Source organism: Cupriavidus sp. SK-3, from assembly GCF_000611145.1.
In the GTDB taxonomy this organism is placed as follows: Bacteria; Pseudomonadota; Gammaproteobacteria; order Burkholderiales; family Burkholderiaceae; genus Cupriavidus.
Genome location: NZ_JFJV02000121.1, coordinates 24,804 through 38,830, shown reverse-complemented (window position 1 = coordinate 38,830; position 14,027 = coordinate 24,804). Strand labels below are relative to the sequence as shown.

At 64.3% G+C, this 14,027-nt stretch carries 19 protein-coding genes and 1 pseudogene; 9 read left to right on the top strand and 11 right to left on the bottom strand.

Going from position 1 to position 14,027, the window contains the following annotated elements; all coding sequences use genetic code 11:
* The 8 genes and pseudogenes from CF70_RS12540 to CF70_RS12500 all read left to right on the top strand — a co-directional run.
* Positions 1–253 (top strand): annotated as a pseudogene (locus CF70_RS12540) (copper-transporting ATPase); the annotation flags it as partial.
* Between the two features lie 620 nt (positions 254–873).
* A complete protein-coding gene (locus CF70_RS12530) occupies positions 874–1,116 on the top strand; it encodes a hypothetical protein (protein ID WP_051648335.1) in 243 nt (80 codons plus the stop codon).
* 157 nt (positions 1,117–1,273) lie between these two features.
* Complete coding sequence (locus CF70_RS12525) at positions 1,274–1,579, top strand: hypothetical protein (RefSeq protein WP_035864820.1); 306 nt, start codon at positions 1,274–1,276, stop codon at positions 1,577–1,579.
* Positions 1,580–1,622: 43 nt separating this feature from the next.
* Complete coding sequence (locus CF70_RS12520) at positions 1,623–1,871, top strand: DUF2933 domain-containing protein (RefSeq protein ID WP_035864818.1); 249 nt, start codon at positions 1,623–1,625, stop codon at positions 1,869–1,871.
* 321 nt (positions 1,872–2,192) lie between these two features.
* On the top strand, positions 2,193–2,402 hold the full coding sequence (locus CF70_RS12515) for a DUF2933 domain-containing protein (RefSeq protein ID WP_035864815.1): 210 nt from the start codon (positions 2,193–2,195) through the stop codon (positions 2,400–2,402).
* A 66-nt stretch (positions 2,403–2,468) separates the two neighbouring features.
* Entirely contained in the window at positions 2,469–3,128 is a 660-nt protein-coding gene (locus CF70_RS12510; RefSeq protein ID WP_035864845.1) for a methyltransferase family protein, read from the top strand.
* A gap of 58 nt (positions 3,129–3,186) precedes the next feature.
* Positions 3,187–3,792, top strand: coding sequence for a ubiquinol-cytochrome c reductase iron-sulfur subunit (gene petA / locus CF70_RS12505; protein WP_035864813.1), 606 nt, complete (start codon positions 3,187–3,189; stop codon positions 3,790–3,792).
* 45 nt (positions 3,793–3,837) lie between these two features.
* Positions 3,838–4,158, top strand: coding sequence for a P-II family nitrogen regulator (locus CF70_RS12500; protein WP_035864811.1), 321 nt, complete (start codon positions 3,838–3,840; stop codon positions 4,156–4,158).
* A 213-nt stretch (positions 4,159–4,371) separates the two neighbouring features.
* Here CF70_RS12500 and CF70_RS12495 read toward each other — a convergent pair whose 3' ends face one another.
* The 10 genes from CF70_RS12495 to CF70_RS12450 all read right to left on the bottom strand — a co-directional run bounded on the left by CF70_RS12495 (position 4,372) and on the right by CF70_RS12450 (position 12,100).
* Entirely contained in the window at positions 4,372–4,791 is a 420-nt protein-coding gene (locus CF70_RS12495) for a DUF411 domain-containing protein (protein WP_235185020.1), read from the bottom strand.
* A 68-nt stretch (positions 4,792–4,859) separates the two neighbouring features.
* Positions 4,860–5,309, bottom strand: coding sequence for a c-type cytochrome (locus CF70_RS34195; protein ID WP_081862154.1), 450 nt, complete (start codon positions 5,307–5,309; stop codon positions 4,860–4,862).
* Positions 5,302–6,351: a WD40/YVTN/BNR-like repeat-containing protein gene (locus tag CF70_RS34855; RefSeq protein WP_160172256.1), complete on the bottom strand. Its 1,050-nt coding sequence runs from the start codon at positions 6,349–6,351 to the stop codon at positions 5,302–5,304. Before CF70_RS34855 ends, CF70_RS34195 begins: the two co-directional genes overlap by 8 nt.
* Positions 6,352–6,496: 145 nt before the next feature.
* The gene (gene dsbD, locus CF70_RS12480; protein ID WP_235185019.1) at positions 6,497–8,428 is read right to left on the bottom strand and encodes a protein-disulfide reductase DsbD; all 1,932 of its coding nucleotides are present in this window, start codon (positions 8,426–8,428) and stop codon (positions 6,497–6,499) included.
* A gap of 248 nt (positions 8,429–8,676) precedes the next feature.
* Positions 8,677–8,904: a TlpA family protein disulfide reductase gene (locus tag CF70_RS12475; RefSeq protein WP_035864802.1), complete on the bottom strand. Its 228-nt coding sequence runs from the start codon at positions 8,902–8,904 to the stop codon at positions 8,677–8,679.
* Positions 8,905–8,935: 31 nt separating this feature from the next.
* The gene (locus CF70_RS12470; RefSeq protein ID WP_063830456.1) at positions 8,936–9,652 is read right to left on the bottom strand and encodes a DsbC family protein; all 717 of its coding nucleotides are present in this window, start codon (positions 9,650–9,652) and stop codon (positions 8,936–8,938) included.
* Between the two features lie 12 nt (positions 9,653–9,664).
* Complete coding sequence (locus tag CF70_RS12465; RefSeq protein ID WP_200876739.1) at positions 9,665–10,264, bottom strand: SCO family protein; 600 nt, start codon at positions 10,262–10,264, stop codon at positions 9,665–9,667.
* Positions 10,261–10,776 (bottom strand): copper chaperone PCu(A)C, encoded by a 516-nt coding sequence (locus CF70_RS12460; protein WP_051648330.1) that lies wholly within the window; start codon positions 10,774–10,776, stop codon positions 10,261–10,263. The genes CF70_RS12465 and CF70_RS12460 overlap by 4 nt, the downstream gene beginning before the upstream one ends.
* A complete protein-coding gene (locus CF70_RS12455) occupies positions 10,773–11,429 on the bottom strand; it encodes a TlpA family protein disulfide reductase (protein ID WP_035864834.1) in 657 nt (218 codons plus the stop codon). The genes CF70_RS12460 and CF70_RS12455 overlap by 4 nt, the downstream gene beginning before the upstream one ends.
* Positions 11,426–12,100 (bottom strand): c-type cytochrome, encoded by a 675-nt coding sequence (locus CF70_RS12450; RefSeq protein ID WP_035864798.1) that lies wholly within the window; start codon positions 12,098–12,100, stop codon positions 11,426–11,428. The genes CF70_RS12455 and CF70_RS12450 overlap by 4 nt, the downstream gene beginning before the upstream one ends.
* A 1,221-nt stretch (positions 12,101–13,321) precedes the next feature.
* Here CF70_RS12450 and CF70_RS12440 point away from each other — a divergent pair.
* On the top strand, positions 13,322–13,495 hold the full coding sequence (locus CF70_RS12440; RefSeq protein WP_200876738.1) for a hypothetical protein: 174 nt from the start codon (positions 13,322–13,324) through the stop codon (positions 13,493–13,495).
* Positions 13,496–13,600: 105 nt separating this feature from the next.
* Here the strand turns inward: CF70_RS12440 and merR are convergent, their stop codons facing one another.
* Positions 13,601–14,026 (bottom strand): Hg(II)-responsive transcriptional regulator, encoded by a 426-nt coding sequence (merR, locus tag CF70_RS12435; RefSeq protein ID WP_035864793.1) that lies wholly within the window; start codon positions 14,024–14,026, stop codon positions 13,601–13,603.
* Position 14,027 lies beyond the last annotated feature (1 nt).

Genomic DNA, 14,027 nt, shown 5'->3' with positions numbered 1-14,027 from the left:
GATGACCCTCGTCAAGGGCGATCTGCGCGGTGTCGCCCGCGCCCGCGAGCTCTCCGAAGCCACTATCGCCAACATGCGGCAGAACCTGGGCTTCGCCTTTGTCTATAACGCGCTGGGTATCCCGCTGGCGGCGGGGTTGCTGTACCCATTCACCGGCTGGTTGCTGTCACCGATGATCGCGGCGCTGGCCATGAGCCTGAGTTCGGTCTCAGTGATTTCCAATGCGCTACGGCTGAGACGCCGCGTAGCGTAGCCAGTGCGGCATCGCAAATCGTCATCATGTCTAGACTCGACTCTACCAACCCCTGTCTCCTCGCCTTGCTGCCCGGATCGGGCGGCGCTAGACTAGGACAGATGCTTGGCGTGATTCATGAAGCATAGCCTTCGCCCCTTCACCCGCTTGCTTGCGCTGCTGTTGTTGGCGACGGTACTCTTTGCGCGCCTTGCGGTGGCTGGGTACCTATGCCCGCAGGAGTCTGAGGGGGTCATGGAGCCTGCGGCGATGGCCACCATGACAAGCTGCCTGGAGATGGACCACGCGCAGCCGGCCTTGTGCGCGGACCATCAGCAGGACGGTCGGCACTGGGCCGACAGCAACGCTCACGGTCCCGATCTCGGTGTCTTGCCGGCCACGGCTGGGCTTGTACACCTTCTCCCGCCCACGCCGTACACCTTTCGAATCTTCCACACGGCGGACAGCGCGAACACATCGCCTGGTCCGGTCTATCTCGCAACGGCCCGCTTGCGAATCTGATCTATCCCCACGCGTGGCCCACCTCGGCCACGTGCTTGACTTTGGTGGCTCTGCCCGAGCGTGGGTGCTCTGACCCCGTTGCGTGAGCCAAACAAAGCCGAATTCTGGGGAAGATCATCATGCACTCCACTCTCAAGACTCTCGTTCTCATTTCACTCGGCGTCGCGACCGCGCAGGCGTTCGCCGGCCCGGACTGGGACGTCATCAATCGCGCGCGCACGGCGGCGCAACACCCCGGGGCGACTTCCAGTACATCCGCCTCTCAGGCAGCGATGCTGGCGCGTTGCGACGAAATGATGAAACAAATGGACTCCCAGTCGACCGGCAGTGGCAGCCAGAAGGGGGCTTCCGAGTCCAAGTGATATAGGGCGCTTCAGCCGACCAGGCTAAGCGCATGCATCCGTGCGATCCGGCCTCTGGCATCCGACCTGGGGGAGCCGGACTGATTGTCTGTCCGCCCACTGGTCTGGTGCTGGATTGGCGCGGGGTCATTGAATCGCGATCGATAAGGAGATCGACATGAGTACGAAATCACTAGTGGCCGCAACCCTGGCCGTTGTGATGCTTGGCGTTAGCGGCTGGTCCGCAGCGGCCGGTGCAACCCATGGCGCCGAAAGCGCCAAGGCGGGTGCCCAGGACAAGGGGCACGACATGATGATGGACCACATGATGGGCGGCGGCGGCATGATGGGAAGCTGCCCGATGATGGGCCTGCCACCTGGGAACGAGAAGCTTTCGATGCAGATGCATGCGGACATGATGCAGGCGATGGGCGAGATCATGCGCAAGTACGCGGACAAGATCCAGGCGCCGCCGACGAAGTAAGGGTGCCGTTCCGATTCGAACCTGTCCGATAGGAGTACCGTAAATGAAATCCAATCCGAAAGCGATGATCACCGCAGGCATCGCCCTGCTGGCGATGCTGGCTGCGGCCTATGCCGTATGGCCGCCGATCCGTGCGCTTGTCCTGAGCATTGGCCCCTATTTCCTGCTCTTGCTCTGCCCGCTGTCGATGTGGCTGATGATGAAGAGCATGAGCGCGCACGATGATCAAGTGAGCGCGATGACCGAGCAGCCGTCCGCGCGGAAGCCCGATCCGTTTCGCATCAAGGAGTAACTGGACGGTTGGAGGTCGCAGGGCACGCGCAGCGGATGCGTGCCCAGGCCGCCAACGAAGATGTGAGGTAGCACGTGAACAAATCGTTGATATGGAGAGTCCTCCTGATCGTGTTCGCCGTCATCGGCGTGCTCGCATCCCTTGGCGCGGTCGGCATGCTCATGATGCATCAACGCATGATGGGCGGGTTCGGCTTTTGCTAGCCCGGGTGCAAGCTGTGGAGCAGCGCCAGAAGCAAGCGGGCAAGAGCGTGCCCTCCTGCCATGGTGACGCAAGGGGACTCGTAATCGTGTGGGACATTGATGCAAGGAGGTAACGATCATGTGCAGCATCAAGACGATGATCAAGATTGCCATTGGATTTGCCGTGCTGCTTCTCGTCGGGTACGTGGCATTCCCGCAGTACCAGGGCGCCATTCGCGGCTTCGCGCCGATCCTGCTGATCCTGGTATGCCCGTTGGCGATGTTCTTCGGCATGAAGGAAATGAAGCCGCGCGACGAACGCAAACCGCCACAGCCGGAGGACAAGTAAGGGGCGCAGATGCTCAGGCAACGTCTGCCTGAGCCGCCAAGGACGCTACCGTTGGGGAGGCGTACCGTGAACGATATCGCTGGGTTTAGCGCGCACTACGGCCACTGGGGCCTGGTAGCGGTCGTGGTCGTCCTGGTGTCGTGGGTCTTGTTTCGATACGTGGCGCCACAAGGCTGGCGAGAATGGGCCGGGGCTGGTCTGGTTCAGGCATTCATCATCGCGCTGTACGCCGAGATGTACGGCTTCCCCCTCACGATCTACCTGCTGACGGGCTTCCTTGGGCTCGATATCCCGCGCACCGCCTACAGTGGGCACCTCTGGGCAACGCTTCTCGGCTATGGCCCGGCTGGCGCCATCATCGAGATGCTGCTCGGTGGCATTTTCATTGTCACCGGTGTCGTGCTGCTGGTCCGGGGCTGGGGTGCCGTCTATCGGGCAAGCCGCGAGGGGCGCATGGCCCAGGAGGGGCCTTACGCGGTAGTCCGCCATCCCCAGTACACCGGCATCATGCTGGCCGTGTTCGGCCAGATCGTGCATTGGCCCACCCTGATCACCGTAGCGTTGTTTCCGCTCATTGTGCTGGCCTATGTACTGCTTGCAAGGAAAGAAGAGCAAGACATGGCTCACCGCTTCGGGGCGGCCTACGAGGCGTATCGAACAAAGGTGCCCATGTTCCTGCCGGGCCGCGGCCAATGGGCCCAGCTACTCGGCACACGCGGCGACTGAGCCGTTGGCAGCCAGTCACGTTGCTGGCCACATGGACCCTGGATTGGAGTTAATTGCGATGAACAATCCGACGGCAGCTTCACAGAACGCACGCCAGCGCAGGCTGCTGCTGCTGGCCACCGGCACCTTGGGTGGAGTAGGACTGGTCGGCACCATGGTGCCATTCGTGGCAAGCATGGCGCCAAGCCAGGCCGCGCGATCGCGGGGCGCACCCGTCGAGGTGAACCTCGACACGGCGGCGCCAGGGTCTCTGGTCACTATTGCCTGGCGTGGCAAGCCCGTCTGGATCCTGCACCGGACCCGCGAAATGTTGGATGGCCTGGGCAGGCATGATCGTCTGTTGGCCGATCCGTTGTCCAAGGAGGCGCAGCAGCCCGCCGACGCGCGCAATGCGACGCGCTCGCTGCGCCCGGACTTCTTTGTGGCGATAGGCCTCTGTACCCATCTGGGCTGCGTTCCAACCTATCGCCCGGACGTTGGCGCGGCGGATTTGGGCGATGACTGGCCTGGGGGCTTTTTCTGCCCCTGCCATGGTTCCAAGTTCGATCTCGCCGGACGCGTGTTCCGCGCGGTTCCCGCGCCGCTCAATCTGGAGATTCCGCCGTACGCGTACCAGGGCGAAACCCGACTGGTGGTCGGCCAGGATCGCAATGGGCCCGCCTGATAGAACCCGCCAATCGCCTGTATCGGAGTTGTCAAGGAGACTTCCATGAGCACCAAATGTATCATCGCCATCGTTCCCTCCGAGCTGTTGGAAAGACTGGAAAAGCGGCTCGCTACCGTCCACGCGCCCGGACTGACGGCAACCAAAGTCAAGGGGTACGGCGAGTATCGGAATTTCTTCTCAAGCGACCTGACCACCGTACATACCAAGATCGAGATCTTCGCTGAGGAAACCGAGGTCGAGGCCATCACCAACGCGATCGTCGAGGTGGGACAATCGACGGTGCCAGGCGCTGGGATCGTGGCGGTACTGCCGGTTGATAGCTTTCTTCACCTTCGTGTCGCGCCTGGAGAGCCAGAACGGTGATGGTCAGACTCATCCGCCCTGGTGTCGACAAGGGCCTTGGCGACGCCGGCATTGGCAGGTGGTGACCCGAGTGGCGGATGGCGGCCCCGATTCCGCATCACCGAGCTGGTAAGCGCGCATGTGCCCAACAGAAGCAATCGTGCGCCGTGCTGAGCGCCGAGACGCAGCAATTTCGTCCCGGGGCTCATGCCGGCAGAAGATCGCCCCTGTACCTCAGAAGCTCGCAAAGACTTTGGGCGGTGAACTCGAGTCTAGCGTGTAGATGGTTAGCGGCGCCGGCTTGACTCCAGGCATGCCAGGCGCGCCGACCGGCATGCCAGGCAGCGCGACGCCCCTGATCGGCGGATGCTCCTTCAGCATCCGCTGGACGAACTGCGCCGGGACCAGCCCCTCGACCACGTAGCCCCCGACGAGCGCAGTATGACAGCCCTCGAGCTTCTCGGGCACGTTGTACTGCTGCTTGATTGACGCCATGTCGGTGGTGTTGATCAACTCCACCTTGAAGCCGTTTTCGGCGAGGTGCTTGGCATAGAGATCGCAGCAGTAGCAATTCGGGTTCTTGTAGAGCTTGACTGGGATGGCTGCGGCCATTGCGGTCAATGGCGCCGCCAGTGCGAGCGCTGTCAACAGCATCTTTGGGTGTCGCATGGTGTGGTCCTCCGTCTTTGGGGTGGGTGGATGGCCTGGTTCATGGCGCAGGGTCAGTGCGCCTCGGGCGGGAAAGGTCCCTGTTCGCTCTCTTCCCGTTGAAAGCGTCTTTGTTCGGGTGTCCACATCGTCTTGAGATACTCGATCACGTCGCGGATCTCTGCGGGGGAAAGCGCTTGGGCAAAGGCGGGCATTGTTAGGCGCTCTGTCTTGTTGTAAGGGTCTCGCCAGCCGTTCTTGACGATGCGGTAGAGCATCGCGTCCGCATGCTTCCAGGTGTGTCCTGCACGATCGTGGGGAGGGGCGGGCAATTCGCCTGCGCCGTCGGGCCGATCCCAATCGGGCTGGCCCTCGCCGCGGGGACCATGACACACCGCGCATTGGGCGGCATAGATGCGGCGCCCGGCATCGATTCGCCGTGGGTCGCCGGGGTTGCCATCGCCGCGTGCCATTGATGTAATCAGCGCCAACGCGACGCCGCAACAGGTAATGAGGCTATGCATCGATGCGCTCCCATCTGTTCGCAGCGGCGCTGCGGTGGAATAAGCTGCCGTCGGCGCCGGCGGCGTAGAGCGCGCCTGCCGGCGTGACGACGAGCGCCTCGATGGTCGCGACCGGCGTGTGCACCAGCGACCACTTCTCGCCGCCGTCGACGCTGAGGAACAGCCCTGTATCGGTCGCAGCGTAGACGTGGTTCGGTTGGCGAGGATCGTAGGCCACCGCGCGAACCGCGCGCCTGAGTTCACCGGCATCGCGCCAGCCACAGAAGCAGTCCATCGCGCGACGCACGCCTTGCGGCCCGGCGACGAAGAGCCAGCCGCTTTGCATGCTGCCCGGCATATTCGAATGCACGAAGCGCGTGATGCCGCCGCGCGGCCCGGCATCCATCAGCTTCCAATGTTGCCCGCCATCCTCGCTGCGGAAAATGCCCTTGCCGCTCACGTAGGCATAGACGGTTTCAGGCCGGTCGGCGTGCGTGGACAGGGCGGCGATATCAGTGCCGGGCAGGCCGTCGTTGCGCGCCGACCAGTTGCGCCCTCCGTCAACGCTGCGCAGCACACCGATGCCGGGGCCTGCCACATAGATGGCGCCATGTTCGCCGTCGGCTACGGCGATCGACGTGATGCGCCTCGGCGCCGATGCGGGCGGAAGCCCGATGGGCGACCAATGGTGCCCGCCATCGCCGCTGCGATACACCGCATCGCCGCTCGCCTTGAAGAGGGTCTGGCTCGCCGGAGCGAAGGCCAGCGCGATCGTTTTGCTCCGGGGCGCTTCCACCGCCCGCGCGACCGCCGTCGCAGTATGCAGGTCCAGCAGACCGGCGAGCAGGGCGATGCCTGCCGCAGCCCGAGATCCCGCGATGAGGAAGCGCTGCCGCCCCTGTTGCCTTCGGATTTCACTTTCGCATGCCGTGTTAGCAAGTCTGCTTTGCCGGGTCAGTTCGGCACTAGCTTTGTGTCGGATCCCTGCTCGGCGGGCCAGGGCCATTGCGCCCGAGACGGTGTCGGCAGCAAGTCGTGCGACCTTAGTCGAAAACCTGTTCATTCGTCCTCCTTGCATGCCTGGAATTCGGAAGCGAATGCGCTCCCCTAGAACGGGATTGCCTCTTCGGATTGTCCATCCGATGCGCGCCGATGGTTGCATGCAGCTTCTTTCGTGGTTCTTGGGAGTTCCATTCATTGCGGGACGCCTATGGCGGCGCGAATGCGCGGTCTAACGAAGCCAGGAATTTCTCCGGTGGCTCAAATCCGATCACCCGGTACGCCAACTCCTGGCCCTGCTTGTCAAAGAAGACGATGCCCGGCGGTCCGAACAGGGCGAAGCGACGTAGCACGGCCCGGTCGTCGGTGCTGTTCGCCGTGACGTCAGCGCGCAGCACGAGCACGTCTCTCAGCCGCGCCTGCACTTGCGGGTCGCTAAACGTGAGGCTGTCCATCTCCTTGCACGACACGCACCAATCGGCCCAGACATCCAGCATGACGTAGCGGCCGCGCGCCGACAGCAATCGCGCATCGAGATCGGCGAGGCTCTTCACTGGCTGAAATGCGAGCTCGCTTCGGCCAGGCACTGGGGCGCCGCGAATCCGGGCAAGCGGCTGCAGCAGATCGCGGCTGCCGGATAGCACGCCAATCAGCAGTGCGATGCCGATCACCAGCGCAATCACGCCCACGCCCTTGAAGAGCCGCCGGTGGCCCGGCGCATCGTGCGGCAGTGGGTCGATGGCGTGGACGAACATTGCCGAGACGATCAGCAGCACCGCCCACAGCAGTTGCTGTGCGGCCAGGGGGATCACTGGCGAAACCAAATAGATCGCGACCGCCAGCATCATGATGCCGAACAGGCGCCTGACCGACTCTGTCCAGGACCCCGCCCGGCGCAGGAGGGTGCCGGCGGTGGCGCCAACCACCAGCAATGGCATGCCCATGCCGACGGCCATCGAGAACAGCGCCGCACCGCCCAATATCGCATCGCGCGTCTGACTGATGTAGAGCAAGGCACCCGCCAGCGGCGCGGCGACACACGGCCCGACGATCACGGCCGAGAGCGCGCCCATCAGGAACGCGCCGGCAGCGTGGCCCCCGGGGACGCGGCTGCTGACGCGGGCCAGCGCGCTTTGCAGCGACGACGGCAGTTGCAGATCGTACAGGCCGAACATCGAGAGCGCGAGCAGCACGAAGATCGCCGCGAATGCGCCCAGGACCCAGGGGCTTTGCAGGTACGCCGACAGCAGGGAGCCGGCCAGCCCCGCCGCGACGCCGGCCGCAGCGTACGTGATCGCCATGCCCAGCACATAGATGGCCGACAGGCCCAAGGCGTGGCGCTTCGTCACGTGCTGACCGTGACCCATGATGATTCCCGAAAGAATGGGAAACATTGGCAGCATGCAGGGTGTAAGGGCCAGCAGCACGCCGAAGCCGAAGAACGCAGCAACGAGGGTCCAGGCGCCGCCGCGCGCGAATAGCCGCCGGATGCGCCCCGCCTCGGAGAGATCGTCTGGAATATTGGCGCGCTGACCCGAGAGGATGCTTGCGGATCCCAGCTTCTGTTCGGCTGGCGCCTGCGCAGACGCCGTGTTGATGCCATCCAGCGCAACGGTCAGGCTTTTCTCAATCGGCGGATAGCACACCCCCCGCGGTTCATTGCAGCCTTGGTAGCTCGCATGCAGCCTGACGGACGCGGCGCGGGCACCACTCGGCGAGAGATGAATCACGGCCTCGACGGGTCGATGGTAGACCTCCGTCTTGCCGAAGGTGGGATCGTCCTTGAGGTCGCCGGGCGGCAACGAGACGCTTCCCACTGCCAGCCCGGGCGGGTATTCGACGCTGAACTTGATGCGGTCGCGATAGAGATAGTAGTCCTTGGCGGGCGAGAGCGTGGCGACGAGGGTGTCTGCATCCTGCACGCGTACGCTGATCCAATAAGCCTGATCAGGCGGCAACAGTTCGCCCCCCGATGAGCCTCCCGCCAACCAGCTCCTGACCGCATCGAGCGCTCCCCCGGCTGCCGGCACCTGGCTGACCTGCGGTCGCGCTGCGGGCGAAGGCGCGTCGCCCCCCGCGTAAGCACCGAGTGAGGCGGTGAACAGCAGCCAAAAGACCGCGCGAACCGCGCGTGCTTTCATACGAGTGATCATCACGGTTCGGCGCCGCCCGCCGCCTCCGCCTGGCTCTTGGCTCCTGACCGCATCGGCGATTCCCAGGTGGGCGGGAATGTTCCTGAGCGCCAACAGCCCAGCCGCGGCCTGGACCAGCAGCGCGACGGCGCCCCCCGGGGGGCGCGAAGGCGATCGCCGCGATGCCGGCGGCGCGGGGCAGTGCGCGAGTCGCGGACGATGGACGCGTCGGCAAGGAGCGGCGGCGCGGCGTTGTCTCATTCGGCCAACTCCTTATCGATCAGGGCGTGCAACGCAGCGAAACCCGGCTCGCCGATGATCGGCCGCAGGATCCCGCCGTCCTTGTCAATCAGCACGGCTGTGGGCGTGAGCGTCACGTGGTTGACGGCGGCGGCGATCCGGCCCTGGGTATCGGCGACGACCCTGAAGGGAAGCAGGTGCTGTCCGGTGTAGGCGGCGAACACCTTGGCGACAGGAGGCAACATCGACTCTCGAGACATGGCTGCCAGCGCTGAGCTAGGGCTTTGCGGCGCGGAGCAATTGCTTCTCCAGCTCCGCACGGGCGACGGCGCCGACCAACCGCCGGCCATCCGAAAGAAATATCGTCGGCGTTCCGAGAATCCGGTGCTGCTTCGCGAAGTCGGCGATCTTCGCGATGGGGTTGTCGCAGGTGCCGGCGTTGGGGGGCACCGCACCGGTGCGCATGATGTCATCCCAGGCCTTGGCGCGGTCCTTCGCGCACCAGACGGCCTTGGACTTGTCCGCGGCATGGGGATGCAATTCGCCGATGGGGTATAGCAGCACATACACCGTCACATCGTCAATACCGCTCAATGTCTGCTCCAACTCCTTACAATAGGGACAGTCGGGGTCCTCGAAGATCGCGATGCGCCGCGTGCCGGCGCCTTTGATGCGCTTGATGGCGAGATGCAGCGGAAGGCTTTCCCAAGGGATGGCATTGAGCGTTTCCAGGCGCGCTTCAGTGAGGTTCACCTGATTCTTGACGTCGACTAGCGGGCCGCCGAGGATGTAGCGCCCATTCCCGCTGACGTAGTAAACCTGACCGTCGATCGCCACCTCGAACAGACCCGCAACCGGAGTCTTGGCAATGCTCTGGATTGGTGTTTTCGGGAAGGTGTGCTCAAGCATCGCGCGCACCGCGCGCTCGTCGGCAGCGGCAACCGTTGCCAACACGGCGAGCACGGCTGCCGTGGCCATTCGAATGAAGGTCATCGCCACCTTGGTTTACCCCTTCAGCAGAAGCGCGACATCAGCTGCCATCGCATCGATGGCCGTTCCCGGACGCATCAGCAGACGCAGGCGGCCCGTCGGATCGAACACATAGATCCCGCCACTGTGATCCACGGTGTAGTTGCCCTGGGCGTCGGGCTTCTGCGCGTCCCAGAAGATCTTGAACTCTCTGGCCAGCGCCGCGGTCGTTTGTTCGTCGCCATAGAGGCCGAGAAAGCTCGGGTCGAAGGCGGGCACATATTGCGCGAGTACCTGCGGGGTGTCGCGCTTGGGATCGACGGTGACGAACAAGCCCTGTACTCGGCGGCCGTCCTCGCCCAGCTTGGCGCGAACCCGCGCTATGTCGGCCATTGTGGTTGGACACACGTCCGGGCAATGGGTGTAGCCGAAGAAGAGCATCACCACCTTGCCCCTGAAGTCGGAGAGGCTTTGTGGCCGGCCGTTGTGATCGATCAGATGAAAGTCGCGCCCCCAGTCGACGGCGGTGATGTCGGTGGACTTGAATGCCGACGGCGGCGATTGCGGGTCGGTGCGGTTGCCGCAGGCAGCCAAGGCCAATGCCAGCACGAGGGGAACGAGCGCTTTGACGATCATGGCTTACCTTCCTCCGGCGGAGTGGCCCTTACCGGCGCGATGGCGTGCACGATGTGCTGGCCACCAGCCTTATCGACGACCGTAATATCGAGCGTCACCGAGTCGCCGGGACGCAGTGGCTTCTTCAACTGCAGCAGCATCAGATGTGTGCCAGCCGGTGCAAGGCGGACCGTCTGGCCCGCGGGCAGCGCGAGCCGATCAAGCGCACGCATGCGCATCACGTTGCCGTCCTGGCGCATGCTGTGCATTTGCACCGTGCCTGCGGCATCGCTTTGCACGCCGGTGAGCGTCGCGCCTTGCGCACTCATGATGCTGAGGTAGGCGGCGCCGACGGGCTGGCCTGGAACCGTGGGGCGCGCCCACGCGTCGGTGACAACCACGTCGGACGTCGCCGCCGCGGCAGCAAAACCGACGCAAACGAGCACCAGCGCCGCAAGCGGCGCGCCCGCGGTTCGCAGTGCGATGCTGGCAAGGCCGGCATGTTGGCGGCGGGCGTGTGGCCACTCACTCATGGGTTTTTGATCTCCTGTCGGGTGGCCGCGGCCGGCAAGTAATGTCGGATCAGCCGCAGCATTCGCGCGTCGTCCCACGAGGCAGGCCCCAGCTTGCGGCCCGCCTCGCGGCCGTTGCTGTCGATCAGGAGGGTGAGCGGAATGCCTGTTGCGGCCAAGGCCGCTGCCTCGTGGAAGGTATCGAGATATGGATGCAGGTGCCTGACGTTGGTTTGGCGAAAGAATGCTTGAATGGTTGGTAGGCCGCCCATGTCGATCGACACTGTGACCACTTCGAAGTTTGGTCCACCCAGGGACGCCTGGAGGCGGTCAAGCGTCGGCATTTCCTCGCGGCAGGGGGCGCACCAGGTAGCCCACACATTGAGCAGCACGAGCCGGCCGCGAAATGCGGCCAGGCTCGTCGCTGCGCCGTACGCGTCCGTGAATCGCATCGGCGGCAGGCCGCGCGCACGCGCATGGACCACCACTCCGACGGGGATCTCGTCAGAGACCAGGCGCCGGTACGCCGCCAGACCTGCGGCAAGCCCTAAGACGCCGAGCCCTGCAAGCCAGGCTCTTCTCGGCGTGCGCCGGTGGACCCAGGCTCCAGACTTCGCCGGAGCGTCGCCATGGGGCGTTAGCGCGTCGGGATGGTCTGTTGTCCTATTGTTCATGAGCATTGCCGTTGAATGAATGACGAGATTTCCTCCGGCCGCGCGAAGACCACTGCAGCGCGGTCGCCCTGCATGCCGGTGCCGATCAGCACAGGCTTGCCGGCAGGCGGGCCGTCAGCGCTGCCATCTGTTTTAAATCGCAGGTTGAACTCCCAAAAGGTGTAGGTTTGCCGGTCAGCGGTGGTCAGGCGGTACGCGTCACCGCAATAGCGGATTGCGGTGACGCGCGATGCCGTATCGACCTCCTTCAAGTTCGGTAGGCCACGATCGGGCGCCGTCACCCGGCCGCTGGAAACGGCCTCAAGGTAGGCGACCAGATCAGCTCGGGTGTGCGTATCGGCAATACCGGGAAAGCCCATGGCGTTACCCGGCACCAGCGCCGCGGGGTTCTTGAGCCACGCATCGAGATTCCGTTTGTCCCAGACCAGTTCAGATCGCTTGAGCGCATCCGAGTAACGCGCGAAGCCGTCGGCTGTGCCCGCCTTGCGGCCCCAGACGCCGGCTAAACTCGGCCCTGTCAGGTGGCGCCCCGGCGTAAACGAATGGCAGGCCATGCAGGCGCGGGCGGCTTGCGCGCCGCGAACGAGATCACCTTCGGCGCGGGCCGGCGTGCCAAACGCGAGCGGGGCGAAGGCGGCCACCGCCGTACATAGGCCAAGTTGTCGAATCATCAGACAGCTCCAATTTGCGCACCAGGTCAATCGTTGACCGAGATGCCGACCATGGCTCGACGCGTTGCAGCGAGGAAGGCGTCGCGCTGGCCGACTCGGCGATGCCGCCACGGCGAGTACGCCCGTGGCGGTGGTCATCGCTCATGCACTCACCGCTGAAATTCCAGCGATGGCAGGCGCAGACCTCTCAGGCGAGAATGCTAGGTGGACGGTAGGGTGCGTCGGTGAAGAAACAGACGCCAATTGAGAGACGTGGAAGCGGAGGGGCGGCACTTGCCGCCGGGACGACGAACGCCAGTGCCCGCGGGGCCGGCGCTGCGACGATGTCGCATGCGGCCGCCGCAAGGCAATGCCCGGCCAAGGACTGGGGTGAATAGCCGCTAGCCGCCATCCCGCAATCCGTTGGGGCAGGCTGCGCGCTGGCGATTGGCGCCGCCCCTGCTCCCCGATCAATATCGGTGCCGCTGGCCATCGGACCGGACGGCTGCGAGGTGGCCATAGGTATCCCGACACAACGCAGCATGGCGCCGCCGGCGAACCCGTGTAGCGGGAGCGCAAACAAGATCAACCATAGGAGCGCCGTTCGGATGCCGCGAACCATGGGACGATTATAGATCAGAGAAACTCGGATGCCGAAGATCAGCACGGCGAATAGGGCCCGGAGGATGTCTTCACACATAGCCCGTGCGGCCAGGGCCGGCCTGTGCGAGCGGTGCCGGCGCCAGAGGATGGGCCCACCGCGACGGTTGCGTTGCTGCATCGCACCATGAGCCGAAAAAGTGCCAAAGCTCTTGGCATCGATACACTCCGGGTGGCAAACCTTCAGGCTGCCAGCTTGCGAATGTTCATGCCGGAGAGAGCCAGTGCCACTGGGATTTTGAGTTGGCCGATCACATCCTCCTCGCTTGATCAGCAACTCGGCCGTGCATACCCCTGTTGGCCTATTTGGGCGCATCCCAATCCCATACATGCGCTCGGCGTTGGTTCTGCAAAAAGGGAACGGCAGTGATTGCTGCATCCCGCCACGCTCACTGCATACCGAGGTGCATGCCGTGCTCGCCGTGGCGCTGGTGCACGACTCACACGGTGCGCGAGCCATATCGTGAATTGTGCCACGGCATGGATCATGGGCGACGAGAGCCTGAGCGTCGCCGTCACAACCCGCCGCACTTGCCCTTCTGACCTGCTGCATCTGCACGGCATGGCATGGCATGGCATGGCATGGCACACACGATCATCAACGGCGTCGCGTTGTCGTGTTCGACCGCCGGCCCGACCCTCGTCGACCAAGCTGAGGCCACCATTGAAGAACTGGACGATTGGATTCTGCTGCTCAGGCGCGCCGCGCACGCGCTGCGTCCATTGGAGCTGCTTCGCCCTGGTGGCGATGACTGACCCAGCCTGATCGCTCGCGTCGAACGCGAGGGCGAGTGCGGGGCCGGCCGCGACAAAGCGGCAAAACAGCAGTCGATGCGAACCAGGCCAGCGTAGCCGCGTCCACTACGCCCCTTGACGCACTGTCCCAGCTTGCAGCGATGCGATCAGCGGGCAGGAAACGTTGCCCTGGCGCGCATGGCAGGCGCACACCAACTCGGACAGTACGGCCTCCATGCGCCTGAGGTCGGCGAGCTTTGCGCGCACGTCGTTGAGCTTGCGCTCGGCGAGACTGCTGGCTTCCTCGCAATGGGTGCCGTCCTCGAGGCGAAGCAGTTCGCCGATTTCTTCCAGGCTGAATCCCAGCCGCTGGGCCGCTTTCACGAAGCGCACCCGGATCACATCCGCCTCGCCATAGCGACGAATCCCGCCGGCAGGCTTGTCCGGCTCTGGCAGCACCCCCGTGCGCTGGTAGAACCGGATGGTCTCCACGTTGACCCCAGCCGCCTTGGCGAAGGCGCCGATGGTCAGGTTCGCCAATTCGCTCCCCATA

Bases quoted from the DNA above. Each gene is read 5' to 3' on its own strand.
- CF70_RS12530 (WP_051648335.1), top strand. From the start codon at position 874: ATGCACTCCACTCTCAAGACTCTCGTTCTCATTTCACTCGGCGTCGCG.
- CF70_RS12525 (WP_035864820.1), top strand. From the start codon at position 1,274: ATGAGTACGAAATCACTAGTGGCCGCAACCCTGGCCGTTGTGATGCTT.
- CF70_RS12520 (WP_035864818.1), top strand. From the start codon at position 1,623: ATGAAATCCAATCCGAAAGCGATGATCACCGCAGGCATCGCCCTGCTG.
- CF70_RS12515 (WP_035864815.1), top strand. From the start codon at position 2,193: ATGTGCAGCATCAAGACGATGATCAAGATTGCCATTGGATTTGCCGTG.
- petA (WP_035864813.1), top strand. From the start codon at position 3,187: ATGAACAATCCGACGGCAGCTTCACAGAACGCACGCCAGCGCAGGCTG.
- CF70_RS12500 (WP_035864811.1), top strand. From the start codon at position 3,838: ATGAGCACCAAATGTATCATCGCCATCGTTCCCTCCGAGCTGTTGGAA.
- CF70_RS12495 (WP_235185020.1), bottom strand. From the start codon at position 4,791: ATGCTGTTGACAGCGCTCGCACTGGCGGCGCCATTGACCGCAATGGCC.
- CF70_RS34195 (WP_081862154.1), bottom strand. From the start codon at position 5,309: ATGCATAGCCTCATTACCTGTTGCGGCGTCGCGTTGGCGCTGATTACA.
- CF70_RS34855 (WP_160172256.1), bottom strand. From the start codon at position 6,351: ATGAACAGGTTTTCGACTAAGGTCGCACGACTTGCTGCCGACACCGTC.
- dsbD (WP_235185019.1), bottom strand. From the start codon at position 8,428: ATGAAAGCACGCGCGGTTCGCGCGGTCTTTTGGCTGCTGTTCACCGCC.
- CF70_RS12475 (WP_035864802.1), bottom strand. From the start codon at position 8,904: ATGTTGCCTCCTGTCGCCAAGGTGTTCGCCGCCTACACCGGACAGCAC.
- CF70_RS12470 (WP_063830456.1), bottom strand. From the start codon at position 9,652: ATGACCTTCATTCGAATGGCCACGGCAGCCGTGCTCGCCGTGTTGGCA.
- CF70_RS12465 (WP_200876739.1), bottom strand. From the start codon at position 10,264: ATGATCGTCAAAGCGCTCGTTCCCCTCGTGCTGGCATTGGCCTTGGCT.
- CF70_RS12460 (WP_051648330.1), bottom strand. From the start codon at position 10,776: ATGAGTGAGTGGCCACACGCCCGCCGCCAACATGCCGGCCTTGCCAGC.
- CF70_RS12455 (WP_035864834.1), bottom strand. From the start codon at position 11,429: ATGAACAATAGGACAACAGACCATCCCGACGCGCTAACGCCCCATGGC.
- CF70_RS12450 (WP_035864798.1), bottom strand. From the start codon at position 12,100: ATGATTCGACAACTTGGCCTATGTACGGCGGTGGCCGCCTTCGCCCCG.
- CF70_RS12440 (WP_200876738.1), top strand. From the start codon at position 13,322: ATGGCACACACGATCATCAACGGCGTCGCGTTGTCGTGTTCGACCGCC.
- merR (WP_035864793.1), bottom strand. From the start codon at position 14,026: ATGGGGAGCGAATTGGCGAACCTGACCATCGGCGCCTTCGCCAAGGCG.